Consider the following 26,407-nt stretch of genomic DNA (forward strand, 5'->3'; position numbering starts at 1 on the left):
CTCGTAAACGCCGCTGTTTTATTTTGCCAGATCTTTGTCCTCTTGTCAAGAACTTTTTTCTGACCCCGCTGTTGCTTTTTTTACAGCAGCGTTTATTATCTTACTAAACTAGCTCTTCTTTGTCAACTAGTTTTTTCGGATTTTTTTCGCCCTCTTCCGCTTGGCTCTTGCCTTGCGCCCGACGACAGTTATTAATATTAGCAACTCTTTTTTACTTTTGCAAGTCTTTTTTGTAATTTATTTTTGATTCTAGTAATAAAGCCTTAATATTAGCGTTTTTTTAAGTATGTTTTGGCTAGCTTATTCAACTAATTAGTACTGGGTGTTACTTTAATTGCTGCTGCTTACTTAGTTAACCTCTGCTATTTTTAAAATTTACAGCGTTTCAATTGTTACTTCACGTTTACAAAGATTGTTAAAGAATCTTAACCTTTTAGCATTTCTTTGTTAATGATAACGATTTATAATACTTCTAATATCTTCAAAAGGGAGAAAATAATATTTTGAAACATAAATTTTTCACTCTTGCTACCGCTTTGATGCTTGGAGCCTCAGCTCCATTAGCAACTGGGGCAATCACAGTGCAGGCAGCAACTACAACCACGCAAAACAGTCAAACAGAAATGTATAATTTTGTTAGAAACACTTTCAAAGAGCACCACGTAAGAGGCGTCGTTACCGTCGTCAAAAACGGCGTTCCGCAAACAATTAGTTACGGTTACGCATGGTATGGCAAACGAATAGGCAATGGTAATCCCAAGGTCACTTATCCATCAGCTTCTTTACAAAAAGTAATAACCGCTGCAATCATTGTCCAGCTAATTAACGAAACCAAAAATACTGACAAGGCATTTAACCAAAACACTAAAATTTCACGTTGGTACCCTAACTTGAAAAATGCCAATAATATTTCTGTTGGCAACTTAATGACTCATACATCCGGTATCACAGCTGCTAAAACTGAAATAAACCGGGGAATTGTTTATTCAGAAGCAGACGCTCTTGATTGGGTCGTCAAAAATATCAATAATTCGCCTTCTGATAATGTTGGAACTTATCATTACAACAACAGCAATTTTATTTTGTTAACTGGAATTATTCGCCAAATTACCGGACTATCTTATGAACAAAACATCCAAACCAGAATAATTCAAAAATTAGGTCTTAAGAATACTTACCTTTACCAGAACATCCCTAAAGGAATAACAGATCCTATTTCTTATTATTCAAATGGCGGAAAAAATTATCAAAATGCCAATTACATCAAAGCAAGCCTCGCCTCACAAATACCAGGAGCTGGCAACTTATTTACTACACCAGATGAATACTACCGCATTCAAGTTGGGTTAAGCGACGGTTCAATTTTGGATAAAAGTGATTTTCACTATTTGACACACTTAAACAGCAAAATCACTGAGTATTGCGGAGGAATGTATCTCAAGCAAAACGAATCGCTAAAAAGCGCATACGGAAGTTTCTACGGTATGCACTTTGGCACGTGGGTACAATTGACTACCGATAATCAAAATGGCATCGTCATGTTTTTAAATCAAACTAATGATAATGAAAATGCCGAAAAAGATGTTGGTTACGAAATCCTTCAACATATTAAGCCAAATACATTTGTCTCACGTTAAATAATCTCTTTTTTGTTAAAAATTAAAACTCCTATTTGGTATCAACAAATACCAGATAGGAGTTTTTTAGTTGAATTGATAAATTTTTAGTCTGCAAATAATAATTCGTACATTTTAGCTTGTAGTGGTTTATTAAGCAGCAGGTTCATCCCCACAGTTGCTTTTTTCTTTGGTCCCAGCTGCTCTTCTTTAACCGTCTCTTTTTGAATATTAGCTTGGCCCAAATAGAAAAACTGCTTACCGATTGCATCGCTTTTTTTAACAAAAATGTGTAATTTCATGTCGGGCGTATTTAACAATCGCTTCACTTCATCAGAATCCAAGTGCCTTGGCGAGCGCGTATACCACCGCAAAGAACGCCCATCTTCAAGCGTATTATGGTACAAAGCACTTCGCTTTTTGGCAGAATCTTTCTTATAAGTAATGAAAATTGGGGTTTCATTTTTATCAACCCGGTAGCCATACATTGGGGCCGAAACATCCTTAGGCCAGTTCAATAGGCGGCAAGCATCTTTACGATCATATTGCTGATAAAGCGTAAATTGCTCTTGGTTATCATAGTCTTGGTTGAGCGCCAAGCCTGTTTTAACTGCATCCAAAAACAGCCGGTAAAAATCTTGACTATCATGTAGCGCTTGTTTCAATTCAGGTGTGAGCAGATAAGTAAACAAATCTGGGCGTTCGATTAAAGCGTGATTGCCATACTGCTCTTTTTTGGTCGTTTTACCCTGCTTAATGTCAAAAAAGCTTAATGTCAAAATATCTTCAACGGAGTTGAGCACTGCAGGATTAATATATGCATTATATGTAGCTAACGCTTCTTCAAATTCTGACTGAGTTACCTTGTCTTTTTCTAATAATAATTGTAATAAAACTAATTCATGCGGTCTCTTGCCATTAAGTAATTCTTTCGTAACAAAAAATAAAATAGCACTTTGTTCTTTATTCAAAGCAACCGATTCACCCATTTTTACTAGAAATTGGCCGTAGTGCTTTAAGGCATGATTATTAGCAAAAACCATTGGCGAGGTTGAACCATAATGATAAAAATCAAGCAAAAGCGGTGGTCGCCCAATTTTTTCCTTTAAATCCAAATATGACTGACGCAATTCTTTCATACTATCAAGTTTAATGCGATCTAGCGAAGCTAAGATCTTTGCCGAAGCCACGTGACTGAAGTTAATAGTTGAAACATCAATAAATCCTGGCAGTTTGCTTTCCTCACGTGCCTTGTCTAGATCTCGACTATTATCTTGATTTAAAGAAATTGGAATTAAATAATTGTTTTTATAATTACCAATAAAGTCAATGACAGTTACGTAGTCCTTGCCCGGATATTTACGCAATCCTCGGCCTAACTGTTGGATAAAAACAATACTAGACTGGGTATTGCGCAACATAATTATTTGATTCAGTGCCGGAATATCAATTCCCTCGTTAAAAAGATCAACAGTAACGATATATTCAATGTTTCCTTGCTCGAGCTGCTTAACTACCTGCATTCGCCGCTTTTCACTATCTTCATTAGTCAGGGCAATTGCCGGATGGTTTTTAGCCGTAAAAATCTGCGCTAATTCGCGGGCCTCTTCCTGCCTACTGCAAAAAATCAGGCCTTTAGCCTGCTTACCGCAATAACCATAATAATCAAGCTGCTTTAGTACGTAATCAACTCGCTTAGGCGCAAGGAGCCTACGCAAATTAGTCGTTTCATCAATGCTTTCCCCATCTACTTCATAGTCTTCTACCCCAACATAATGAAATGGTGCAAGCATCTTATTTTCTAATGCACCACGGAGCCGAATTTCATAAGCTAAATTATAATCAAATAACTGGTAAACATCTTGGTCATCCATTCGTTCTGGCGTAGCCGTCATTCCCAACCAAAACTGCGGCGTAAATTTAGCAAAGATCCGCTGATAGCTGGGAGCCGCTGCTCTGTGGGCCTCATCAATTAGAATATAATCAAATTCCGTTGCACTTAAATTAGCGAGCATTTCAGGCTGGCTTAAAGTTTGGACAGTGGCAAAAACATACTTTCGTTCAAGTTGGTGCTTGTGCCCTGTCAGTAGACCATAATCTTTGCGATCACCGCCAATTACCTGGTAAAAACTTTCTAATGCCTTCTTGGCAATTTGTTCGCGGTGTACCACATACAAAAACTTCTTAGGATGAAAATCCTTGACTGCAAAAGCTCCCAAATATGTCTTACCGGTACCGGTCGCCGAAACAATCAATCCTCGCTTTTGTCCCGAAGCAATTAAGCCCGTTAGCTCCTTTAGAGCCTCTTTTTGCATCTGATTCGGGGTTATCTTCTGTGCTTTTGCTGGGGTAAAGCGAGTCTGAATAGCATTTGGCTTAGGGCTAACCCAGTTAGCTTCGTATTCACATAACCAAGTAGTAGTTAATGGCTGGCTAGTTTCATCAAGTTGCACTAGTTGCTGCTTAATTTGCTCAGTTAAAGCCGCATTTTCTTTCGAACTGACTTTTAGCGCCCACTCATAATTACTAAGAAGAGCTGCTCGCGTGAAATTGGCGCTACCTATGACAAGAGTTTCCCAATTCTCATGATCAAAAAGATAGCCTTTTGCGTGAAAGCCCGTATTAGGGGCAATTTTAACCGTCAGATTAGTAATTTTCATTAATTCATGAAAAACGCGGGGATTATTAAAAGCTAAATAATCACCTGTAATTAAGGTCCCAGAAACATTTTTTCGTGCCAAATCCGCCAAAACGACTTTTAAGGGGACGAGCATATCCTGTGTGATAAATGCAACTGTCCATGTGAATGAGCGGCAACTGAGCAGTTCCTGCCGCAAGGTTAACCAAATGTTGTCGTTTTGATTATTCTGCAACAATTTAGGACTGAGAAGCTCATGGCCAGGGTATGATTGATCATAGAGACCATTAAGTATGGCATCTTGCAGTGGTTCATTCATTGATTTTTATGCCTCTAAATTTCTTATTTTTCTATCTATAATATAAAGAAAGAGAAATCCAGTCATTAGGATTTCTCTCAAATTTTATTTACAAGTCAATATCTAACAATATTGGACAGTGGTCTGCACGTACACCAGTATCCATCATTTCTGAGCGAGTCACCTTATCGGCAATTCGATTGCTTGTAATCCAATAATCGATTCTCCAGCCTGAGTTATTCGCCTTAGCCGTTCTAACTCTTTGCGCCCACCAAGAATAAACGCCTTCAACGTCACCATTGATTTTTCTAAAAGAATCAGTAAAACCGGCATTAAGAAGCTGGGTAAAATCTTCACGCTCTTCATCAGTAAAACCAGCAGAGTGATGATTTGTTTCGGGGTGCTTCAGGTCAATTTCTTCATGGGCACAGTTATAATCGCCACAAGCTAGCACCGGTTTTTGCTTATCCAGCTGCTTTAAATAAGCGATGTATTTTTCATCCCAAACTTGTCGTTCACTTAGACGTTTCAAACCGTTTCCTGAATTAGGCGTGTAAACTTGTGTAACAAAATAAGCGGGAAATTCTAGCGTAATGATTCTGCCTTCCTGGTCCATTGGTTCTGGTGCACCAATTTCAGGAAAAGTAACCGTCGGCTCTAAGTCCTTTTTATATAAGTACATCGTACCAGCATAGCCTTTACGAGCGGGCTCTTCTGATGAACGCCATACAATTTCATATTCCGGAAACTCGTTTGTTAACACTTCTAAATGCTTTTTTGTTGGTCCTGTTGACCGAAGTTTAGTTTCTTGAATTGCAATAATATCCGCGTTTTGCTCATGGATTTTTTCTAAAACTTTCCGTGTTTCTACAGCCCTAGAAGAAGTCCCCGTTAACGCAGCATTCAGTGAATCAATATTCCACGAAATTAAGATCATATTTTTCTCCTTTGTATCCATCTTATACATTATATAGTTTTTTAAAACGGACTCACAACTTCATTAACTTAATTTGGCAATTTTTAGTAAGCAGAACATAATTCTGCCAGCAGCCTAACCCGAAAAATCATTTTAAGCACATTTAAAAATATTTAAGTAATTATAAAATTGTTACAAATTTCACGACTTTAGGTAAAAAGCCAATAAATTATTTTCCTTTCTTAATTAACTGGTACTATGCAAATGTAAGCGGTTGTTACAAACTAAACGTTTTTTTAAAATGATCCATTTCACAATTTTGTATTTTTAATTCATCTGGTACAAGTGTATAATAGCACAAGAGATAGTAATAACGATTTATGGAGGTTAGATTTTATGACTAAAATTTATGCTTATGCGATTCGTAAAGACGAAGAGCCATATGTCCACGAGTGGAAAGACGCTCATCCAGATGTCGAAGTTGATTACACTGATCAACTTTTGACTCCAGAAACTGCTGAATTAGCTAACGGTGCTGATGGTGTTGTAACTTACCAACAATTAGACTATAAGGCAGATACCATTGAAGCTTTAGACAAGCTTGGTATTCACAACTGGTCAATTCGTAACGTTGGTATTGACAACATTGATTTGAAGAAAGCAAAAGAACTTGGCTTCAAGTTAACTAACGTACCAGTTTACTCACCAGATGCTATTGCTGAACACGCTGCTATTCAAGCTGCAAGGGTTTTGCGTCAAGATAAGGTAATGGACGAAAAGCTTGCTAAACATGACTTCCGCTGGGCACCTACAATTGGTCGTGAAGTTCGCGACCAAACTGTTGGTGTTATTGGTACCGGTCACATTGGCCAAGTATTTATGAGAATTATGGAAGGCTTTGGTGCTAAAGTTATCGCTTATGATATCTTCCAAAACCCTATTCTTAAGAAGAAGGGTTACTATGTTGATACTTTAGATGAACTCTACGCTCAATCTGATGTCATCTCGCTTCACGTACCTGATGTTCCTGAAAATGTCCACATGATCAATGATGACTCAATCAAGAAGATGAAAGACGACGTTGTTATTGTTAACGTTTCACGTGGTCCACTTGTTGACACTGATGCTGTCATTCGTGGCCTTGATTCGGGTAAAATCTTTGGCTTTGTAATGGACACTTACGAAGGTGAAGTTGGTATCTTCAACGAAGACTTTAGTAACAAAGAATTGCCTGACAAGCGCTTAGCCGATTTAATTGCCCGTCCAAACGTTTTGGTAACTCCACACACAGCTTTCTACACAACACATGCTGTTCGTAACATGGTTATCAATTCATTTGACAACAACTTAAAGTTAATTAAAGGTGAGAAACCTGATACTCCCGTTGATTTAGATAAAGAATTTTAATTTCATAAATTTATTTCCCTTCTTAAACACATTTAATGATTTGACTTTTAAAAAAGGTAGCATTTACTTACTTGATACCTCTTTTACTTAAAAAAGACGTCTAGGTTTTACTTAAAATCTAGGCGTCTTTTTATTATGCTAAAAATTACTTTGCCAGTTTAACGGCCAAAGTTTCATATGGTCGAAGACTAATTTTCTCCCCTAAAGTAGAGCTAGTCTTGGCATAATTACTGATCAAAATTTCGACTTGCTGATTTTTCAAGCCGTCTGGCAGCTCCACTTCATGTTTTTTACCATAAAAGTTACTGAGCACAACAATCTTTTGCGACTGGTGCTGTAAATAACGGACATAAGCAAAAACTTGTGAATCATCGTTTAAAAACATTTTGATATGTCCGTCCGAAATCAACTCCTCACTCTTACGCAAATGGATCAGTTTTTGGTAAAAATTGAAGATTTCACCATCTTTCAATTCTTGTGCAACGTTAATTTCACCTTGACCTGTTGGCATTAGCCACGGCTTGTGCTTGCTAAAGCCTGCATACCGATCATTAGACCAATGCATTGGTGTCCGCGAATTATCGCGAGATTTTGTTTTGACAATCTCAAAGGCTTCTTGCTCACTTATTCCGGCCCTTGTTAATTCGGTAAATGCATTAATACTTTCAATATCGACATAGTCTTTCATTGACGAATAAGTCGGGTTAACTGCCCCAATTTCTTCACCCATATAAATAAACGGCGTTCCACGCATTAAATGTAGGGCTGCAGCGAGCATCTCAGCAGATTTCACACGGTACTTACCCGTTGCCCCGAACCGATTAATGGCCATTGGCTGGTCATGATTATTCCAAAAGAGTGCGTTCCAGCCTCCTCCTTCGTCCATTTTTTCCTGCCAAGAAGTGAAAATTTGCTTTAACTGCCTAAAGTCAAATGGTTCTTTTGTCCATTTCTGACCATTTTGATAATCAACCTTTAAATGATGAAAATTAAAAACCATTGATAACTCATGTTCACTTGGTTTTGAGTATTTAATTGAATTTTTGATAGTTGTTGATGACATTTCACCAACAGTAATACTATTTTGATCCTGACCAAAGCTAGCTCGATTTAATTCCTTGAGGTATTGATGAACCACGGGTGTATCAGTATATAAAGCTTTTTCTTCAACCGGATTGGTCGAATCAACGAGAATTTCTGCTTTTCCGGTGACATTAATGACATCAAAACGGAACCCTTGTACACCCTTTTCCCGCCAAAAATTAATTACTTGGGCAGCTTCTTTTCTCACTTCAGGATTATGCCAATCTAAGTCAGCTTGGCTTGAATCATAAAGATGAAGATAATAATAATCTGTTTTACCAAACTTGCTCCAAGCCGGGCCACCGAATTTGCTTTGCCAATTGGTTGGCAAGCTGCCATCTTTTTTTGCTTTACGCAAATAAAAATAGTTCTGATACTTTTTGTCACCTGCCAGTGCCTTTTGAAACCATTCATTAGAAGTCGAGCAGTGATTAAGTACCATATCAAGCATAATACCAACGTTAATTTCTTTTAGCTTAACAACTAGTTCTTCAAAATCGGCCATTGTGCCAAATAGCGGATCAATTTTATAATAGTCTGTAACATCATAGCCATTATCATTTTGTGGTGACACAAAAAAGGGGTTAAACCAAATCATATCAACATTTAATTTTTTGATGTAATCAATCTTGGCAATAATGCCACGAAGGTCACCAATTCCATCATTATTTGAATCATAAAAAGACTTAGGATAGATTTGATAAATTACTTTTTTTCCCAGAACGGTCATACTTTTCTCCTAAATTATTGCGGCTTAATATTCTGCCTGCGTGCAAAATCAACGAATTTGAATTTTGCTGGGTTGTGAAAGGACAGGGTCAATTGAAACGGCGTTGTATCGCTTAAAAAACTGCGACTTGCTACCAAAACAACCATATCATTTTCAAGTGCTAGCTTTCGCCGAAGATTTTCAGTTGCCTTTTCAACCGTAATTGTCTTAGTTGCATAAGAAACTTCCAGCCCCAAGTCATTTTCAAGATATTGATAAATTGAATTTTGAGCTGCCGATAGCGGTAATTCAGTAATCGGCGGCGTAAATAAGAAATCACAATCCAAAACAGCTGGTTCTTTTGCTAATAAACGCAACCGCTCAAGATATATTCCCTCATTTTGCTGTTCTTGGGGAAATTTCTCTGCAAACAAGCTGGGCAGCATTTTGGTCTTAGTCAATTTCAAAACACTGGTTTCAGCGTTCATCCCCAATGACTTATTAAGTTCAGCAAAACTTTCAATCCCAGAAATAGGAAACGAATATCTGCCCAAATCTAATACCATTGAGCCTTTTCCCTGAATTTTTTGAATCATTCCTAAAGAATTAAGTTGCTCTAATGCCTTTCTCACAGTTTCGCGTGAAGTGCCGTAGAGTTTGGTCAACTGATTTTCACTTGGAAGGAAACTACCTACTTTAAATTGCTTATGCCGGATTTTTTCTGCAATATCCTGGGCAATTAAGGTCGCTTTTGAATCTGTCATTTTTAAATCCTTTCACTTTTATTCTATTATATCGAATGATGTCTGTACAAGAGCGGAATTAAATTAATTAATATTTATAAGCTCAATTAAAAGCACAAAAACAGCTATACTTTTTAGCTAAGCCAAGCATGTATATACAAGCATAAGACTTTATTTGAAAGATATTTTAAAAATAGCTTCAGAGGAGCTCTGACATTAAAAAACTGTCATGATATCGGTCTTCTATGTAAAAAATAAGGTGCAAGAGTCAATATTAGTTGTGATTCACATTTTTCCAGTAACATTGGTAACCACATAGAAGCACTAAGAGTGCTAAAAGAAGTTTATCTTTACAGAAAATAGTTGTAAATTGTGATTTAGAAATATTTTTTGCTTTTCTAAAAATAAAAAAAAGCTTTAAGAAAAGCTCAATAACAAATAAGAAAAACTGATAAATCTAGTTGATTTATCAGTTTTTGCTTACAAATATTGTTGTAATTTAAATTATAAACTGGCTTTTTCCAAGACATATTTTTTTAATTAGCTGAAGCATTAACTGCTTGAATCAAAGCATTTCTGAATCCTTCTTGTTCTAACTTAACTACACCTCTTATGGTAGACCCACCCGGAGTAGTTACTTCATCTTTTAATTCCTCAGGTAATTTCTTACTAGATAAAGCAAGCTTTGCGGTACCTACCAGCATTTGTTCCACAATTTGGTAGGATTCGGCCCGCTTAACGCCATTTTGGACAGCAGCGTCGCTTAAAGCCTCAATCATCATATTAACATATGCTGGTGTGCAACCTGCAACAGTCCCATAAATTCCTAATAAATCTGCAGGAACGACATAAACACTGCCCATTTGCTCAAACAGAGCTTTAACAGTGTCAATTACCTGTTTCTTTTCTCCGGGAACAAAACTCATCGCTGTAATCCCCTCACCAATTTGAACTGGCGTATTAGGAACAATTTTGACAAAAGAAGAATCATCCGGTAATTCCTGGTTGATTGTAGTAAGATCACCACCACCAGTTGACAAAATGATACCATGATACTTTTGCTCCAGTTCACGAAAAATTGATGTTATAACGGAGCCACCGACAGCCACAATCACTGCCTGGCAGTCGTTAAAAGCAGTATAGTCATCTACTAGGTGCAAATTCAGTTCAGCTGCAACCTTTTGTGCTGACCGATGACCACCGTCAAAAACATAAATTTCTTGACTGGTAGTTTTGCCTTGCAATAAGCCCAAAATAATTGCCTTACCGATTTTGCCAGTTCCAATAAATCCTACTTTCATCATTTATCACCTTAAAATTTATCTTATTAAAAATCAGTGTTATCAGGATCAGTAGCCATTTCTGCTACACCATGTAAATGATCTAAAGCTTGCATATCTTCTTCACTAATTGCGAAATCGAAAATAGCGGCGTTTTCTTTCATTCGATCACGATGAACGGATTTTGGCAATGGTACGAATTGATGTTGTAGCGACCAGCGCAACAAAACCTGTGCGGGAGTCTTATCATAATGCTTGGCAACCTCGATAACAGTTTTATTGCTAAACAAGGCACCTCGCCCTAAAGGACTATAAGCTTCGTTAAGAATCCCTAATTCTTTATTATATGAAGTTGTATCGTTTTGCATGTCGCTTGGATTAAGATAAATTTGATTAACCGCAGGACGAACGGATGCCACTTTTAAAAGTTCATCAAGATGTTCACGCTTAAAGTTGGATACGCCAATAGCACGAATTCTTCCTGCAATTTGAGCTTCCTCCATTGCACGCCAACTTCCAGCATTCATTTCTGCCCAATGGTCACGAATTGCAGCTGGATTAGGCCAATGAATTAAATATAAATCAATATAATCTACACCTAACTTTTCTAGACTATTATTAATTGCCTCAGTGGTTTTCTTATAACCATGCATGTCATTCCACAGTTTCGTAGTAATAAAAAGGTCATAACGGTTAACACCGCTTTCTCTAATTCCCTTACCAATACTTACCTCATTACCATAAGCTGCAGCAGTATCAATCAGACGATAACCTAAATTAATAGCATCCTTAACAACATTTTTTGCAACATCACCATCAGGCGTTTGCCAAGTACCAAGTCCAATAGCTGGAATCTTAACGCCGTTATTTAATTGATAAGTGTCGGAAATAGAATGAATATCAACAGTCATCATTTTCACCTCTTAATTCGTTATCTTTTAGTATATTAAAGTATATATCATTATTACATTAACAGATTTAAACTATTTTGGGAAATTGTTTTTTAAAAGCTTAACAAATTGTGGATAAGTTGTTACTTCATACAACGGATGCAAGTTCATGTTATTTTTTCGATGACGATGATTATACCAAATACTACTAAAGCCATAATTCTCTGCACCTAAAATATCGGACTGTAATCCATCGCCAAAAAAAACTGTATCGCTTGGACCAAACTTGGTCCGTGCAAAGAAATAGTCAAAAATATGGCTATCTGGCTTAGAATAGCCAGCTTCTTCAGAAGTAACAATTAAATTAAAATAGTCTTTAATTCCTGCCAGTTCGAGGCGATGTCTCTGCATAAAAGTTTCGCCATTAGTCAAAATTGTTAATTCAAAATGTTGTTTCTGGGCAAAACGTAAAGTGTCCTTTACTCCAGGCAAAAGCTTATATGCACGAGAAAAATAAGAACGATATTCATTCATAACAGCGAGACCATTAACTTCAATATTAAAAGTATTCTTCAAAAAGTTATGAAAAACCGCTTCACTTAATTCTTGATAAGTAATTGTACCATTTTCAAGTTCCCGCCAAAGTCCCTGATTATAAGAATGATATTGCCGTTGGATTTCATCTGTAAGTTCCCAATGATGTGCATTAAAAAGACTATGAAGAGCAAAATTCTCCGTATCGGCAAAATCAATTAATGTATCATCAACATCAAATATAATCTGTTTGAAATGCAAGTAACTTCACCCTTTCTAGTTATTTCCTAGGAAATAACACATACTAGCATGGAAAACTATTATACCAGTATTTTAGTTATAATGAGAAAATTATGTTTTTCTTAAAATTAAGCAAAAGGCTATCTTATCTTAAAAATGGCGCATATAATTCTTTCATATTTTGATTGGAGGAATAATTAAACATGCTTACTCTTTTATTGATTATTTTTCTAATATGGGCTTTTGTTAAACTGGGGATCGGAACGCTTAAAATTTTATTTTTTTTGCTGGCCTGCGGGCTTATATTTATTTTTTTCATTCACCTGTTGGTTCCGTTAATCATAACAGGGGCAGTAATTTTCATTGCAGTTGCACTCTTAGGTTTTTAAATAATAAATAAATAATTCACTAAGATTAGTTAAGCACGATAAGTAAATTCTAATACTTGTTGTGCTTTTTTGTGTACAGCTATTCCTATATGATTTTTTTTATTTCTAGCGAATCTTACTCCTACATTAATTCGGGTTTTTTGTTCGTGTTTTACAGTAGCATATCCGCTATCAAATACAAGATATTGTGGTATAGTTCTTTCTGTAGCCATACATAATGTATGTGTGGAACATTTGTTAGTTTTTAGGAGCTATTTTACACATGAAAAACACAACAATAAGCTTAGATCAGGCTTATATTGATCAAGTGAAACAAAATATTTCACCTCACTGGGGCGAATTAGGCTGGGTTACCTACAAGCGGACCTATGCTCGGTGGCTTCCACAAGAAAACCGGTCCGAAGAGTGGGATGAAACCGTCAAACGCGTGGTTGAAGGAAACATTAACCTTGACCCGCGCCTTGCAGACTCACCTTCTGAGAAAGTCATCACCGAATTAACTAATGAGGCCCGTGAATTATACCGGCTAGTTTACGGGCTTGCCGCCACTCCATCTGGACGTAATCTTTGGGTGTCTGGAACTGATTACCAAAAGCGCAACGGTGATTCATTGAACAATTGCTGGTTTATCGCAATCCGACCACAAAAATATGGTGACAGTCATATTGTTCCTGCTTACTTATCTAAGGATCAACAAGCTGTTTCAATGCCTTTTTCTTTTACTTTCGATCAACTTATGAAAGGTGGCGGTGTTGGTTTTTCTGTCGTAAAAGAAAATATTGCCAAAATTCCACCAGTTGATCAAAAAGTTGATTTAACGGTTGTAATCGATAAGACGAGCACTTCTTACAAAGACTCAGTTAAGTTGGGTGCAACTGACAAAGCAACTTGGAAAAAGCAAAATGACGGTGCTACCGATTACGTTTACTACAAGCTGCCCGATACTCGCGAAGGCTGGGTTTTAGCCAATGCACGTCTAATCGATATGCACTTTAACCAAACCAATCCTGAAAACAAGCAAAAGCTAGTTTTGGATATCAGTGATATTCGACCTTATGGCGCCAAGATTCATGGTTTTGGCGGAACAGCTTCAGGACCAATGCCACTAGTAGAAATGGTTTTTGAAATTAATCAAATTATTAATGATCGGGTTGGCGGTCACCTAACTTCCGTTGATGGCACCGATATCTGCAATTTAATCGGTAAAACCGTTGTTGCTGGCAATGTCAGAAGATCAGCAGAATTGGCGCTTGGTTCAAATGATGACCAGGACTTCATCACAATGAAACAGGATAAAGATAAGCTCTATCATCATCGCTGGGCTTCTAATAATAGTGTCGCAATCAACGCTGAATTTAATGATTATGAGCCTATCGCCAATGGTATTCGGGAGAATGGTGAGCCGGGAATTGTTAACCTTGATTTATCGCGCAATTACGGCCGTATAATTGATGGCTATCAAAAAGACATTGATGGCGAAGTCGAGGGAACCAATCCGTGTGGTGAGATCTCGCTTGGAAATGGCGAGCCATGCAACCTATTTGAAGTTTTCCCTTATATCGCTGAAAAACAAGGCTGGAATCTTCAAGATGTCTTCAAGCTGGCCGCACGCTACACCAAGCGCGTAACCTTTAGTGCCTACGACTGGGAGATTTCTCGCCAGATTATTTATAAAAACCGGCGTATCGGTGTTTCCATGTCAGGAATTCAAGATTGGCTCTTAAATGATCTAGGCCACCGGGTTGTTACCGGCTTTAAGGATGAGGTCGATCAAGAAACTGGTGAAAAAATCAAGGTGCCGATCTACGATCCTAAAGGAATCAAAATGGTTACTTCTGCATATCAAGCCGTTGTTGATGCAGACAATGAGTATAGCAAGGCGCTGCACTGCGAGCCATCAATTAAGCATACTACTGTTAAGCCATCAGGAACTGTAGCTAAACTTGCAGGGGCATCTGAAGGAATGCACTTCCACTATGCTGGCTATTTAATTCAGCGAATTCGTTTCCAAGCTTCCGATCCATTATTAAAAGCATTAGCAGCTTGCGGCTATTATTCTGAACCCGATATTTATTCACCAAACACTACTTGTGTTGAATTTCCATTACGGGCAGCCCATGCGGATAGTGAAAACTTTGCTTCTGCCGGGACGGTTTCAATCGAAGAGCAATTTGCCACCCAAGCGTTTTTACAAACATACTGGTCCGACAATGCTGTTAGTTGTACCGTCACGTTCCAAAAAGAGGAGGGCGATAAGATTAATTCGCTGTTTAAGCAATACCGTCATGTAATTAAGTCAACTTCTTTATTGCCTTATTATGGTGGTTCATTAGAACAAGCACCAAAAGAGCCAATTGATAAGGAAACTTATGAAAAGCGCAAAGCTCAGATTTCAGGCGATGTTGCTAGTGTCTTTACCAAACAACATGACGATCAAAAAGACTTAGAACTTGTTGATCAAGAAGATTGTGAAAACGGCGCTTGCCCAGTTAAATAGTCAAAATTACAAATTATTACGTTATCAGAAAAATATTACGAGGAGTTTTTATCATGAAAAAAAATAAATTAGCAGTCATTACCGGTTTAGCAACAATTTTCACTTTTACCTTTGCAGGTTATGAAACTACACAAACACCTACTACGGTTAGTGCAGCAAGCAAAATTCACGTTACCTACACTCTTAAAGTAAATAATAAGAATTATAAAAAGCGGACGGTTAAATTAGCTAAGCATTCAACAGTTATGCAAGGACTTAGGAAACTATGGCACGTAAAGAGCACTAACGGCTTTATTACTTCGATTGCCGGCAAGAGTCAAAATAAAGCAAAACACATTTACTGGACATATACCATTAACGGTAAATTCGCTAACAAGGGCGCAACTGAGCAAAGAGTGGGTAATAAAGACAAGGTTAAATTCACTCTAGCTAAGGTGAACTAATTAATTATGCACAACTCAACCAAAAAAATAGCACTTCTTGCAATCTTAACCGCAATGTGCGTGACGCTTAGAATTTTTAAAATTATTCCTGTACCTAATGTTCAACCAGTTACTGCAATTTTAATGATCGTTACGCTAAATTTGGGCTTTACTTTTGGTTTTGCTTTGGCCATTTTAACGATGGTCGTTTCTAACATCTATCTGGGATTTGGTATTTGGACCGTTTCGCAGATTCTTGCCTATGGCGGTTGCGTTTTAACCGTGGCGTTATTTGCAAAATTTACGCCATTAAAAAAGCACTTTATTTTGCAACTAATACTTGTCACGTTTTTAGGCTGGGAATATGGTTGTTTTGTTGATTTCGGGATGTCCATTTTTGGCGGTTTCCAGGCCTTCCTAGCTTATTGGGCCGGCAGCCTGACCTTTGATACTTACCATGCCATTGGTAATTTAGTTTTTTATCCTATTTTATACAAACCCCTTAACATTGCACTTGATCATTACCAAAAGAGGCTATCATGACTATCAAAATTTACACCAAGGTTGGCGATCATGGTTTTACCAAACAAGTTACGGGCAAAATGGTGCCCAAATATGACCTACAAATTGTTGCCGTAGGTGACATTGATGAACTTGATTCGTATCTCGGCGTTGTAGCCGCAAGTTTATCCGCTAATTGCCAAAAGTTATTGGTGCCAGTGCAAAATTTGCAACGTGATCTATACGAGCTTGAAAGTGACATTGTTGTCAAACGGCATGAGCAGATTACTAACGCTAAAGTTACCGCGCTTGAAAAGCGAATCGATGAGCTTAACCAGCAAATTCCAAAAACAACCCATTTTATTTTACCCGGCGGATCACTAACAGCATCACACTTACATTATGCTCGCACAATTGCCAGACGAGCTGAGCGAGCAATGGTTAAATTGGACGCTGAAGAGCAAAAATTGGCTCCTGCTTGCTTAAAATACATTAACCGATTATCTGACTATCTTTTTATTTTGGCTCGTTACGCGAACGTTTTGGACGGTGTAGCAGAAGTTAAAAGCAAACTATAAGTTAGTAGTCATTAAAAAAACGACTGATACTGATAAGAACCCCCATTAGTATCGGTCGTTTTTTAGTTTGCAATTTTAACGCAGCTAATTCCACCAAAGTTTAATTAAGCCCTGCGTTCCTAAATCGCCTAGTCCTTTTTCATCAACCAGTTTAGCGTAAAGCTCAGCCGCTTTTTCGGTTGCCGGCAATTCAAGTTTCATTTCCTTAGCCGTATCTAGCGCAATTCTGAGATCTTTTAAAAAGTGCTTGCTAAAAAAGCCTGGAGTGTAATCACCCTTTAAAACCCGGGGACCATAATTACTTAAACTCCAGTTTGCCGCACTACCAGCACCCACAGTTTCTAGCACGGCATTAAGATCAAGTCCAGCCTTCTTGGCATAAACCAGCATCTCTGTCATTCCAGTCATTGTACCTGCAATCATAATTTGATTAGCCATCTTTGTATTTTGTCCTGAACCAGCTGGGCCAAAATAATGAACTGACTTGCCAAAGTCTTTAAAAAGATCTGCCAAATCATCATAGGCTGCCTTATCACCACCGACCATAATCGTCAGCGTACCATTTTTAGCACCCAAATCACCACCAGATACAGGTGCATCCAAAACTTTAGCGCCAAGCTTTTCACCTTCAGTAAAAATGCGCTGAGCAAGTGCCGGTTTTGATGTAGTCATGTCAACCAAGTACTTATCTTTAACGTTTGCAGTTAAAATCCCATTTTCGCCAAAGTAAACTTGCTCGACATCTTTAGGAAAGCCGACGATTGAAAAGATCACTTCGGCTTGTTCAACTACCGCTTTGGGACTTTCACACCAAGTCGCACCCTTAGCAACCAAGTTATCCGTTTTACTTTTTGTTCGGTTGTAAACCCAGAGCTCATGACCAGCTTGCAATAAATTGAGGCAAATCGCATTTCCCATTACTCCGGTTCCAATAAAACCAACTTTCATTAAGAATCACTCCTTTATAACCAATGGTTTCCATATATAAACCTATCATAGCACCAGTTTTTTTATTTGCTAGCAAGCCAATAGATTTTTATATTAGCCAGCACTCCTAGTCGCAGTATTGGCGGAAAAAAGATTCCACTTCATTGCCATACTCAGGCATCCCTATTAAGGTAAAGTTTTTAATTGCCCATTCACACTTTTCCAAATATTTATCTTGATGGTCAAAATGATACTTCACCATATTTTCAAGCAACACTAAAATATTTTTATAGAAAAACAGCTCTGGCCTTGTTGCCACCTTAGCTGCTGCTTCAATCAACCAGCCGGTATCCTCATATCGCTTGGCTTTAATTAAATCAATCAACAAATTGCCAATTATGCCTAATAATTCTGTTTGATGCCGCGACTTATCCGACTTTTGCAATTTAGCAATAACTTTTTTGCTAAAGAGCAGGTTGCTGTCAAGGTCATAAAATGGCATCAAATTGATATAAACTCGTAATTTCGTTTCGTCAAAATCAGTAAAATCAAACAGCCATTCTTGTAATCGTGCACGTTTTTCTGCACTTAATTTTTCTGGCTGATTATTAATTTCCACCTCGACTGCATCAAGGTAAAGCAGCCATTTGTCTTGATTGGCCATTGTACTATCTTCAACATATTGCCTAATTTCTTTCAGCTTGGCCTGATCATTTTGATACCATGCTTGGTTAATTGCATGATCAACAAATTTAAATTCATCAAATTGTTGCCGTTCACTATCATCCAGCCTTTGAAAGAAATCCCACAAGCCAATTTGGTTTGCGCGCAAGACTGCAATCAAGTCTTCGGCGGTAATGCGATGCTTATTTTGTTCAACTTTTGAATAATACGAAGGGCTGACAATGCCAGCCGCCCATTCTTTTTGCGTCTTGCCATTTTCAAGTCTGTACTGTTTTAATAAAGCGCCAATTGTCATTTTGCTATCCCATTATTTTAGTTCCAAACATTATTCTTAATAATGATTATAATACTAAAAACTGGTTAAAAAATTTCCAATTAATATTTGACTTAACCTTAGCTCTAAGTATTACAATTTTAATGATTAATCGCTTTATTGCGGGTATCCAGATCGTAAATCAATCTACGAACTTTCTTCATCCCAAATAAAGTATTTTATAATTAAAGCAGTCAACAATCATCTATTTAATTGTGCAGGGAGGCACTTTTTCATGAATAAGCATGAAGATTTTTTATTAAATAAAATTTCTGGTCCCCAAGACCTTAAAAAATTAAGTATCGTAGAAATGGAACAATTAGCCACAGAAATTAGGACACTAATTTTGGAAAAAGACGCATATGAAGGCGGACACCTCGGCCCTGACTTAGGAATTGTTGAAGCAACCATCGCCTATCACTACGTATTTAATGCGCCAAAAGACAAGATCGTCTGGGATGTTTCCCACCAAACTTATCCCCATAAAATGCTAACAGGACGAGCAAAAGCTTGGCTTGATCCTGATCATTATGAAGACGTTACGCCATATACTAATCCTGATGAAAGTCCCTATGATTATTACTCAATCGGCCACACCTCGACCTCAATTGCCCTGGCAACCGGAATGGCCAAGGCACGTGATTTACTAGGCGGACATGAAAATATCATGGCTTTAATTGGTGACGGGTCAATGACTGGCGGCCTAGCTTTTGAAGGTCTTAATAATGCCGCAATTGAGCAACATAACCTAGTTGTCGTCGTTAATGATAATCAGTGGTCAATTGATAAAAATGTTGGTGGACTGGTTACGGCACTGCAGAAATTGCGTGATTCTAATGGCGAAGCGGCAGAAAATCCTTTCAAGGCAATGGGCTTTGATTACCGTTACGTTGCAGATGGTAATGACCTTCAAGCAATGATTAACGCTTTTAAAGCGGTCAAAGATGTCGATCACCCAATCTTGCTGCATATCAACACGCTTAAGGGTAAAGGCTATAAGCCTGCCATTCAAGATGAAGAGGCCCACCATTGGGTTAGTCCCTTTAATTTAGCTACTGATCAACCGACAGCCGCAGCTTCATCTGCACCAACCCCTAATTCGATTGCACTAGATGTCATCAAGGAGCAAATCAAGGCTGGCCAAAAAATCATGGCAATTAATGCTGCCATTCCCGGCGTCTTTGATCTTGACCACTTTAAGCAAGAGTACCCGGCAAACTATACCGATGTTGGCATTGCCGAGCAGGAATCAGTTGCATTTGCTGCTGGTTTTGCTAAAGAAGGCGGCATTCCAGTTTTAATGGAAAATTCCACCTTCTTACAGCGCGCTTTTGACCAGCTTTCTCATGACGTTGCAGCCAACGACCTGCCAGTAGTCATGCTTGTTGCTGGTGGCCGAATTTCAAATGGTTCTAAGACTCACCTTGGCATTTTTGATCAAGTAATGGTTGCCAACTTGCCCAACTGGCTTTACTTAGCTCCAACGACTTTAAAAGAAGAACAAGCAATGCTTGAATGGGCAATCAAGCAAAGAAAGCATCCAGTTGCCATTAAATTACCCGCTAACGTTCCTGTCAGTGATGACCAAGAAGTTGCCACTGATTATAGCGAATTAAAATACCGCATCAATCCTGGGCAAAAGGTTGCAATTCTTGCCCTAGGCGACTTCTACAGCCTCGGAAAACAAGTTGCTACCGCGCTAAATGCAACGTTAGTCAATCCTATTTCCGCCAATATTTTAGATCAGGCAGCTTTAGACGAACTAGCAGCTAACCACAAAGTCATTGTTACCTTGGAAGATAACACCTTAGACGGCGGTTTTGGTCAAAAAGTAGCTTCTTATCTTGGTCAAAAAGATGTCAAAGTCCTTAATTACGGGCAAAAACGGGTTTATACCGATCAAACTCCTGTTGAGCAAATCTACCAGGATAATCATTTGACGGTTAAGCAAATTACAGCTGATATTAAAAATATACTTTAGACTCTCAAAGTCTACTAAGGATTAAAAATGACGAAAAAAAGCAAGGCAGTTCTGAGTGGCTTGTTAGCAATTCTTGTGTTACTAGCTTGCTGGTGGCTCTTCTTTAATAAGGCAGAGCAAAAGCAAAATCCAGCTAAAACAATTGCTACTCCCACCATCTTTGTTCATGGTTGGGGCAGCAGCTATCATGCAGAAGAAAGCATGGCAAATTATGCCCGCGCTTGTAACGCGACTAACTCAATTATAAGAGCTGACGTTAGTCAAGACGGCAAAGTTACGTTTGATAAAACCATCAGTACTAATGCTAAAAATCCCATCATTGAGGTCAACTTACTTAATAATAAAAGTATTTTCCCAGATGAAACCGATCAGGCTCGTGCTTTAACTAAAAGTAGTAATTACATTAAAGACGTAGTAGTAGCGCTGCAGAAGAAATACCATTTTAATAAAATCAATTTAGTCGGTCATTCCATGGGCAACCTGCAAATTGCCTATTATTTAAAAAATAATGCAGCTAATTCCAAAATGCCGCAATTGAATAAACAAGTTTCTATTGCAGGCCATTATAACGGCTATCTCGGCGAACTCGGCGCACCCAAGCATACTATTTTAACTAAAAATGGTAAGCCAGAAAAAATGGATACTGGCTACAAAGGACTACTGCCTTTAAGAAGGACTTTCCCGCAAAATGCCCGCGTACTAAATATCTACGGTAATACTGGTAACGGAACAGATGGTTCAGTTGACAATAACTCCTCCCGCTCTTACCGTTACTTAGTTAGTAAACGCGCACGATCTTACCAAGAACACGAATTTCACGGGCAAAACGCTCAACACAGCAAGCTGCATGAAAACAAGCAGGTAGCTCAGTTACTGGTTAAATTTTTATGGGCAAAATAAAAAATAACACTTTACTTAATTTTGCCCTGATCGTACAAAGTGATTTTAGTTTTTAAGCGCGTAATTGTTTGCTGGATGTTGTGATTTTCTTGTTCAAGCTTTTCTAATTCTTTAACTAAAATTGCGCGCCGGGTTTTTCTAGTATCCGTGCCCTTTTGAACTAATTTAGTATATTCGAGTAAGTCATTAACGGGAATTCTCACTTGACGCATGCATCTGATAAAGCCAATCCAGTTTATATCAGCTTCGCTATAATTTCTAATGCCGTCTTTGCGCTCTATTGGCGGAATTAAGCCAACTTTTTCATAATAGCGCAGGGTAACTGGAGTTACGTTAGTTTTTTGCGCTGCTTCTGCTATTTTCATCCTGTTAATCTCCCAATTTTTTACTTTAAACAAAGTATAATTTGACTTAACAATAAGTCTTTTACGCGGCCCAAAAGACAAAAGCACCTATCCAGTTTATATTTATACTTCTAATGCCGTCTTTGCGCTCTATTAGCGAAATTAAGCTAGCCTTTTTATAGAGTATGCCTCTAAAATTAATTATTTTCTTTTACTTTTTAATAAGTCTAAAACAATTATTATTACCTGCTGAACAAGCCAAAGTAATAATGAATAAATAGATATAACACCCAGTAAGATATTTTTCCCATCTAAGTAATATAAAACTATAAAGACGAAGAACATCGCTAAATAAATACGCTCTGAATAAACTACAACTTTGTGATCAACTAAGTAATCCGTTTCAGAAGAAGTTGATTTTTGGTTTTTACTTGTGGGCCATAATGCCACTGCTAATGTTAGTAGTGCTATTATTATTTCCCTTGGACTACGCCAAGGAGAAAAATCTTTTATCGCAATTATTAATAATATAATGCCTATTGAAATAGGAAAAATTTTACTAAGTTTTATCTTCATAATTCACACCTTATAAAATTTAATCATTTTTGCCTAAACTTTATAAGTAATCCATCAAAAACTTATTGCACATCTGTCAACATCATTAATTTCCAAAATGCGATTTCATTCACTGAAAAAAATAATAATTGATGTACCACGTAACCAATCTTTCATAATATTGCTTACTAATTTAGATGTATATACCTATCCTTTTATGCCTTTAGTATACAATAAAAAAGAAAAAGGAATTAAAGATTGGCGTATTCGACAATTCTTAGTCAAAATAGTCCCTTTTTTTGCATAAATTTTTGTAATTGCTCGCTATACTCGCTCATTCCAATCAAGTTAAGAAATTAATTATGGTTTGATTAGCCAGCATTCGCTTTAGACCATACTTTAGACCATATATCATTGTTAGTTTACTTTTTAGACGTAGCTTTGCTGGTAGTAATTTAGTTTTAATTGTTATCGGAATTAATCTCATGTCAGATATTACCGGCTTTCATTTAGGTAGGCTCGAAATGCCTCTAATTAATGATACCGAAGAACTTGCTGAAGCCGAAGGCTTTGAAAAATAGCATTAATGATATCATTTATTTGGTTGCACAGTTGATCGGATCCGGCTTACTACTATTCCAATTTAGGACCTTAAACTTCCTAGTAGTTGGAGCTTTTCGCTTACTAATATCTTCTAGACTAGCTTAATCTTGCTTTGGCGTAATACATATTGCTGCTTTAATTGCCGCCGGAGAAGTCATCCCTTCTAATGGGCTCTGACCCTCATACTTTTGATGATATGCCTGATTTATTCGCTGATCCATTTCAGTATTGTTGCTAACAGCGGTAAAGTTAACTTGATAAGTTTGATTGCCAGCTGTGATTTGACCTGCACCTTGCTTTACGGCTGCTTGATACCACTTAGAATCTTGTCCGTGATATGCCCTAATATAAATTCTACCTGCAATAATCACAAACCAAATCGTTACCGGCGTGGCGTGAGTTTTGCCATCTTCATAAAAAGGCTCAATTTTAATCGCCTCGTCATGAGTAAAATTATCTAGGACCGCTTTTGACCATTCATTCATTTGAAAGACTCCTTTCAATACTAGTTAAAAGATGATGATATCTTAATTGTAGATACTTACTTTACCGATGTGAAATACTCATTAATGATTACTAAACATAACCAGTTTGCATTAAAAAATAGTCAAAAATCACTAACTAAAAACAGATAAACATATAAAGAGAAAGAAAATGGAATTACGAGTTTTAAATTACTTCGTTGCGGTTGCACAAGAAGGCAATATGACACACGCAGCACAAAAACTGTTAATCTCCCAACCCGCATTGTCTAGACAAATTGCGGATCTAGAAGATGAATTAGGCGTTAAGTTATTTAGCCGCAAGTCACGGCGATTGACGCTTACTCCTGCTGGACAATACCTGCTAGAGCAAGCTAAAGAAATCTTGGCTTTAACTGCCAAGACTAAAAGCAATCTAGAATCATCTTCTTTTATTAGTGGCGACTTAACCATTGCTGCTGGCGAAAGTATTGGTATGCAGCGCATCATGAATGTTGTGAGTGCGATTATTAAAGAGCACCCAACCGTTAAAATTCACCTTTTAAGCGGCGACTATAGTTATGCTGAACGTAAACTAACCAACGGCACAGTTGATTTTGCGGTTATTATTGGGGATGCACCCACACCAAATTACGCCTCTTTAACTTTGCCTGAAAAAGACACTTGGGGCGTATTAATGAATACTAGCGACGCGCTAGTCAAACAAGAAATGATTACGCCACAGGACTTAGTTGGTCGGTCAGTTTTAAATTCACAGCAGGCGGTCAATTTTCATACTTTTCAAAATTGGCTGGGCAATTACAAAGAAAAGGTCAACTTTATTGGTACTTATAACCTAAACTTCAATGGCACTTTGCTGGTCAAAAATAATGCTGCACTGATGCTAACCCTGGATAACCTAGTTAACACTTCACCCGGCTCTGGCGTCACTTTTAGAAAGCTTGCGCCCCAATTGCAATACCCAATTAAAGTCGTCTGGAAACGCGAGGTCAGTCTATCACCTGTAGCGGAACTATTTTTAAAATTGCTAAAGGAATCAATCTTTTAACCGTTATAATTACTTAAAATTATCTTTAATCATGCACGATAAGCATTTTACACTATTAATAATTCACACTAGAATTTAGTTAATAAAGGAGAAAATACTGTGAATAAACCACTTATCGAAGAATTTAACCAATTAGTTACCCCTTTTTTTAATGATGTTAACAATCATTGTGCAAAGCACTTACAAAAAGATCGCTTTTTAATTCCAATAATTGCTAGTATTACCCAGGGAATAATTAAGCAGCTGCCTGATCAAGTTGAGCAAGCACTAAATAAGCATGTTGAGCCTGAAACAATTACCGAAGTAATTTACCAATTAGTACCTGTTATCGGCACATTAAAAGTTGAGCAGGCATTATCTTGTATTCAAAAAGTTTTTGCTCAGCATCAAGTTCAGCTGTCTCTAACTGAAACTGCAACCGATCAAGATTTTGGCGCTAGAGTGCAAAGTAGGCTTTACGGTACAGAAATCAAGAACTTACTAAAAGATTTGCCCGATGAAGCCGGTCAATTTATTCCACATGCGTTAACGCAGCACTTTTTTAATGATTTTTATAGCCGGAAGACTTTGCCGGTTCGCGATCGTGAGCGCTATGAATTACTAGCTCTTATTACATTAAATGTTGAATTTCAGATCAGGGCTCATGCACGCGGAAGTTTAAAGGCTGGCAATACCGAAAGCGAATTAATTTGGTCAGTAATCCAGCTTTTGCCTTACGTTGGTTTTCCCTTTGTTATCAATAGTGTGCAAGTAATTCATCAAGCTGCAAGTCAATTAGCCGAAGAAAATTCGTAAGAAAAGAGGAATTATGATGAAATATACTAAATTAGGTCACACCGGTTTAGACGTGTCGCGAATTTGTTTAGGTACAATGGGATTCGGACGTCCAGAAGCTGGCATGTTTCCTTGGGCAATTAATGAACAAAAAAGCGAGGAAGTAGTCGCACAAGCATTAGACTTAGGAATTAATTTTTTTGATACTGCTAATATTTACTCCCATGGCGACAGTGAAAAATATCTTGGCGCGGCCTTAAAAAAATTAGCCCCACGCGACCAAGTAGTCGTTGCTACCAAAGTTTTTTATACACCAACTGATGAGCCTAACCAGCATGGCTTATCACGCAAGGCCATCATGACGCAAATTGATCAAAGCCTAACACGTCTAGGGATGGATTATATTGATCTTTATATTATTCACCGCTGGGACTACCAAACGCCAATTGAAGAAACAATGGAGGCTTTACATGATCTTGTTAAAGCAGGAAAAGTGCGTTATCTCGGCGCTTCAGCTATGTTTGCTTGGCAATTCGAACAAGCGCAAAATATAGCTGAAAAACATAACTGGACCAAATTTATTTCCATGCAGAACCACTACAACCTCTTGTATCGTGAAGATGAACGCGAAATGATTCCATATTGCCAAGACCAAGATATCGCATTAACCCCATATAGTCCACTTGCTTCTGGCCGTCTAACTAGGCAATGGAGTGGTGATACTTTGCGCTACAAGACTGATAAGCCAGCGCAAGAAAAATATGATGCGGACAAAGAAAAAGATATGCCAATTATCAAGCGTGTGGGTGAACTTGCCGCTAAGTACAATGTGCCACAAGCACAGATTGCCTTAGCCTGGCTGCTTCACAAACCTCAAGTGGCTGCTCCAATTATCGGTGCAACTAATCCTAATCACCTTAAATCCTCTGTCGATGCCGTTAATTTGGACTTATCTACTGAAGATTTACATTACCTTGAACAACTGTACACGCCTCATCGTGTTGTTGGACCATTGACCCCTGCAGACCAAAACTTTACTCGTTAAAAATTAAAAA

The 26,407-nt window shown here is 37.8% G+C and carries 23 protein-coding genes; 11 read left to right on the forward strand and 12 right to left on the reverse strand.

The window, feature by feature from the left end:
* Nucleotides 1–503: 503 nt before the first annotated feature.
* Nucleotides 504–1,637: a serine hydrolase domain-containing protein gene (locus J3U73_RS09240; protein ID WP_267410256.1), complete on the forward strand. Its 1,134-nt coding sequence runs from the start codon at nucleotides 504–506 to the stop codon at nucleotides 1,635–1,637.
* Between the two features lie 86 nt (nucleotides 1,638–1,723).
* Here the strand turns inward: J3U73_RS09240 and J3U73_RS09245 are convergent, their stop codons facing one another.
* Together J3U73_RS09245 and J3U73_RS09250 are read right to left on the reverse strand one after the other, a co-directional pair.
* Nucleotides 1,724–4,573 (reverse strand): DUF3427 domain-containing protein, encoded by a 2,850-nt coding sequence (locus J3U73_RS09245; protein ID WP_267410257.1) that lies wholly within the window; start codon nucleotides 4,571–4,573, stop codon nucleotides 1,724–1,726.
* 88 nt (nucleotides 4,574–4,661) lie between these two features.
* Nucleotides 4,662–5,489, reverse strand: coding sequence for an exodeoxyribonuclease III (locus J3U73_RS09250; RefSeq protein WP_220220503.1), 828 nt, complete (start codon nucleotides 5,487–5,489; stop codon nucleotides 4,662–4,664).
* Nucleotides 5,490–5,864: 375 nt separating this feature from the next.
* Between J3U73_RS09250 and J3U73_RS09255 the strand changes: the two genes are divergently transcribed.
* A complete protein-coding gene (locus J3U73_RS09255; protein WP_220268926.1) occupies nucleotides 5,865–6,875 on the forward strand; it encodes a D-2-hydroxyacid dehydrogenase in 1,011 nt (336 codons plus the stop codon).
* Nucleotides 6,876–7,020: 145 nt separating this feature from the next.
* Here J3U73_RS09255 and treC read toward each other — a convergent pair whose 3' ends face one another.
* The 5 genes from treC to J3U73_RS09280 all read right to left on the reverse strand — a co-directional run bounded on the left by treC (nucleotide 7,021) and on the right by J3U73_RS09280 (nucleotide 12,375).
* The gene (gene treC / locus J3U73_RS09260) at nucleotides 7,021–8,688 is read right to left on the reverse strand and encodes an alpha,alpha-phosphotrehalase (RefSeq protein WP_267410259.1); all 1,668 of its coding nucleotides are present in this window, start codon (nucleotides 8,686–8,688) and stop codon (nucleotides 7,021–7,023) included.
* Nucleotides 8,689–8,702: 14 nt separating this feature from the next.
* Nucleotides 8,703–9,431 (reverse strand): trehalose operon repressor, encoded by a 729-nt coding sequence (gene treR, locus J3U73_RS09265; protein WP_267410260.1) that lies wholly within the window; start codon nucleotides 9,429–9,431, stop codon nucleotides 8,703–8,705.
* 515 nt (nucleotides 9,432–9,946) lie between these two features.
* The gene (proC, locus tag J3U73_RS09270; RefSeq protein WP_267410261.1) at nucleotides 9,947–10,711 is read right to left on the reverse strand and encodes a pyrroline-5-carboxylate reductase; all 765 of its coding nucleotides are present in this window, start codon (nucleotides 10,709–10,711) and stop codon (nucleotides 9,947–9,949) included.
* Between the two features lie 26 nt (nucleotides 10,712–10,737).
* Nucleotides 10,738–11,601, reverse strand: coding sequence for an aldo/keto reductase (locus J3U73_RS09275; protein ID WP_416381435.1), 864 nt, complete (start codon nucleotides 11,599–11,601; stop codon nucleotides 10,738–10,740).
* Between the two features lie 72 nt (nucleotides 11,602–11,673).
* Nucleotides 11,674–12,375, reverse strand: coding sequence for a YjjG family noncanonical pyrimidine nucleotidase (locus J3U73_RS09280; protein WP_267410262.1), 702 nt, complete (start codon nucleotides 12,373–12,375; stop codon nucleotides 11,674–11,676).
* A 630-nt stretch (nucleotides 12,376–13,005) separates the two neighbouring features.
* On the opposite strand from J3U73_RS09280, the gene nrdJ reads away from it, so the two are divergent.
* From nrdJ to J3U73_RS09300, 4 genes are read left to right on the forward strand one after another with little or no spacing between them, the layout of a single operon-like run.
* Nucleotides 13,006–15,240 (forward strand): ribonucleoside-triphosphate reductase, adenosylcobalamin-dependent, encoded by a 2,235-nt coding sequence (nrdJ, locus tag J3U73_RS09285; protein WP_267410263.1) that lies wholly within the window; start codon nucleotides 13,006–13,008, stop codon nucleotides 15,238–15,240.
* Between the two features lie 53 nt (nucleotides 15,241–15,293).
* Complete coding sequence (locus tag J3U73_RS09290) at nucleotides 15,294–15,683, forward strand: DUF4430 domain-containing protein (RefSeq protein ID WP_267410264.1); 390 nt, start codon at nucleotides 15,294–15,296, stop codon at nucleotides 15,681–15,683.
* A gap of 6 nt (nucleotides 15,684–15,689) precedes the next feature.
* Complete coding sequence (locus J3U73_RS09295) at nucleotides 15,690–16,205, forward strand: ECF transporter S component (RefSeq protein ID WP_267410265.1); 516 nt, start codon at nucleotides 15,690–15,692, stop codon at nucleotides 16,203–16,205.
* Nucleotides 16,202–16,741 (forward strand): cob(I)yrinic acid a,c-diamide adenosyltransferase, encoded by a 540-nt coding sequence (locus J3U73_RS09300; RefSeq protein ID WP_267410266.1) that lies wholly within the window; start codon nucleotides 16,202–16,204, stop codon nucleotides 16,739–16,741. The genes J3U73_RS09295 and J3U73_RS09300 overlap by 4 nt, the downstream gene beginning before the upstream one ends.
* An 84-nt stretch (nucleotides 16,742–16,825) precedes the next feature.
* Here the strand turns inward: J3U73_RS09300 and J3U73_RS09305 are convergent, their stop codons facing one another.
* A complete protein-coding gene (locus J3U73_RS09305) occupies nucleotides 16,826–17,689 on the reverse strand; it encodes an NAD(P)-dependent oxidoreductase (RefSeq protein ID WP_267410267.1) in 864 nt (287 codons plus the stop codon).
* A gap of 106 nt (nucleotides 17,690–17,795) precedes the next feature.
* A complete protein-coding gene (locus J3U73_RS09310) occupies nucleotides 17,796–18,647 on the reverse strand; it encodes a helix-turn-helix domain-containing protein (RefSeq protein ID WP_267410268.1) in 852 nt (283 codons plus the stop codon).
* Between the two features lie 253 nt (nucleotides 18,648–18,900).
* Between J3U73_RS09310 and J3U73_RS09315 the strand changes: the two genes are divergently transcribed.
* Together J3U73_RS09315 and J3U73_RS09320 are read left to right on the forward strand one after the other, a co-directional pair.
* Nucleotides 18,901–20,646, forward strand: a complete 1,746-nt coding sequence (locus J3U73_RS09315; RefSeq protein WP_267410269.1) for a 1-deoxy-D-xylulose-5-phosphate synthase — start codon at nucleotides 18,901–18,903, stop codon at nucleotides 20,644–20,646.
* A gap of 27 nt (nucleotides 20,647–20,673) precedes the next feature.
* Nucleotides 20,674–21,546, forward strand: a complete 873-nt coding sequence (locus J3U73_RS09320; RefSeq protein ID WP_267410270.1) for an alpha/beta hydrolase — start codon at nucleotides 20,674–20,676, stop codon at nucleotides 21,544–21,546.
* An 11-nt stretch (nucleotides 21,547–21,557) separates the two neighbouring features.
* Here J3U73_RS09320 and J3U73_RS09325 read toward each other — a convergent pair whose 3' ends face one another.
* The 3 genes from J3U73_RS09325 to J3U73_RS09335 all read right to left on the reverse strand — a co-directional run bounded on the left by J3U73_RS09325 (nucleotide 21,558) and on the right by J3U73_RS09335 (nucleotide 23,533).
* Entirely contained in the window at nucleotides 21,558–21,911 is a 354-nt protein-coding gene (locus J3U73_RS09325; RefSeq protein WP_267385024.1) for a MerR family transcriptional regulator, read from the reverse strand.
* Nucleotides 21,912–22,091: 180 nt separating this feature from the next.
* Nucleotides 22,092–22,466 carry a hypothetical protein gene (locus J3U73_RS09330; RefSeq protein WP_220235016.1) on the reverse strand — a complete coding sequence of 125 codons (375 nt, stop codon included), beginning with the start codon at nucleotides 22,464–22,466 and terminating at the stop codon, nucleotides 22,092–22,094.
* A gap of 683 nt (nucleotides 22,467–23,149) precedes the next feature.
* Entirely contained in the window at nucleotides 23,150–23,533 is a 384-nt protein-coding gene (locus J3U73_RS09335; RefSeq protein ID WP_220232569.1) for a DUF2255 family protein, read from the reverse strand.
* Between the two features lie 169 nt (nucleotides 23,534–23,702).
* On the opposite strand from J3U73_RS09335, the gene J3U73_RS09340 reads away from it, so the two are divergent.
* The 3 genes from J3U73_RS09340 to J3U73_RS09350 all read left to right on the forward strand — a co-directional run bounded on the left by J3U73_RS09340 (nucleotide 23,703) and on the right by J3U73_RS09350 (nucleotide 26,397).
* Entirely contained in the window at nucleotides 23,703–24,578 is an 876-nt protein-coding gene (locus J3U73_RS09340; protein WP_267410271.1) for a LysR family transcriptional regulator, read from the forward strand.
* Between the two features lie 99 nt (nucleotides 24,579–24,677).
* The gene (locus J3U73_RS09345; RefSeq protein WP_267410273.1) at nucleotides 24,678–25,373 is read left to right on the forward strand and encodes a carboxymuconolactone decarboxylase family protein; all 696 of its coding nucleotides are present in this window, start codon (nucleotides 24,678–24,680) and stop codon (nucleotides 25,371–25,373) included.
* A gap of 16 nt (nucleotides 25,374–25,389) precedes the next feature.
* The gene (locus tag J3U73_RS09350; RefSeq protein ID WP_267410274.1) at nucleotides 25,390–26,397 is read left to right on the forward strand and encodes an aldo/keto reductase; all 1,008 of its coding nucleotides are present in this window, start codon (nucleotides 25,390–25,392) and stop codon (nucleotides 26,395–26,397) included.
* Nucleotides 26,398–26,407: the final 10 nt, after the last annotated feature.

This window comes from Lactobacillus sp. B4005, assembly GCF_026536045.1.
GTDB lineage: Bacteria > Bacillota > Bacilli > Lactobacillales > Lactobacillaceae > Lactobacillus > Lactobacillus panisapium.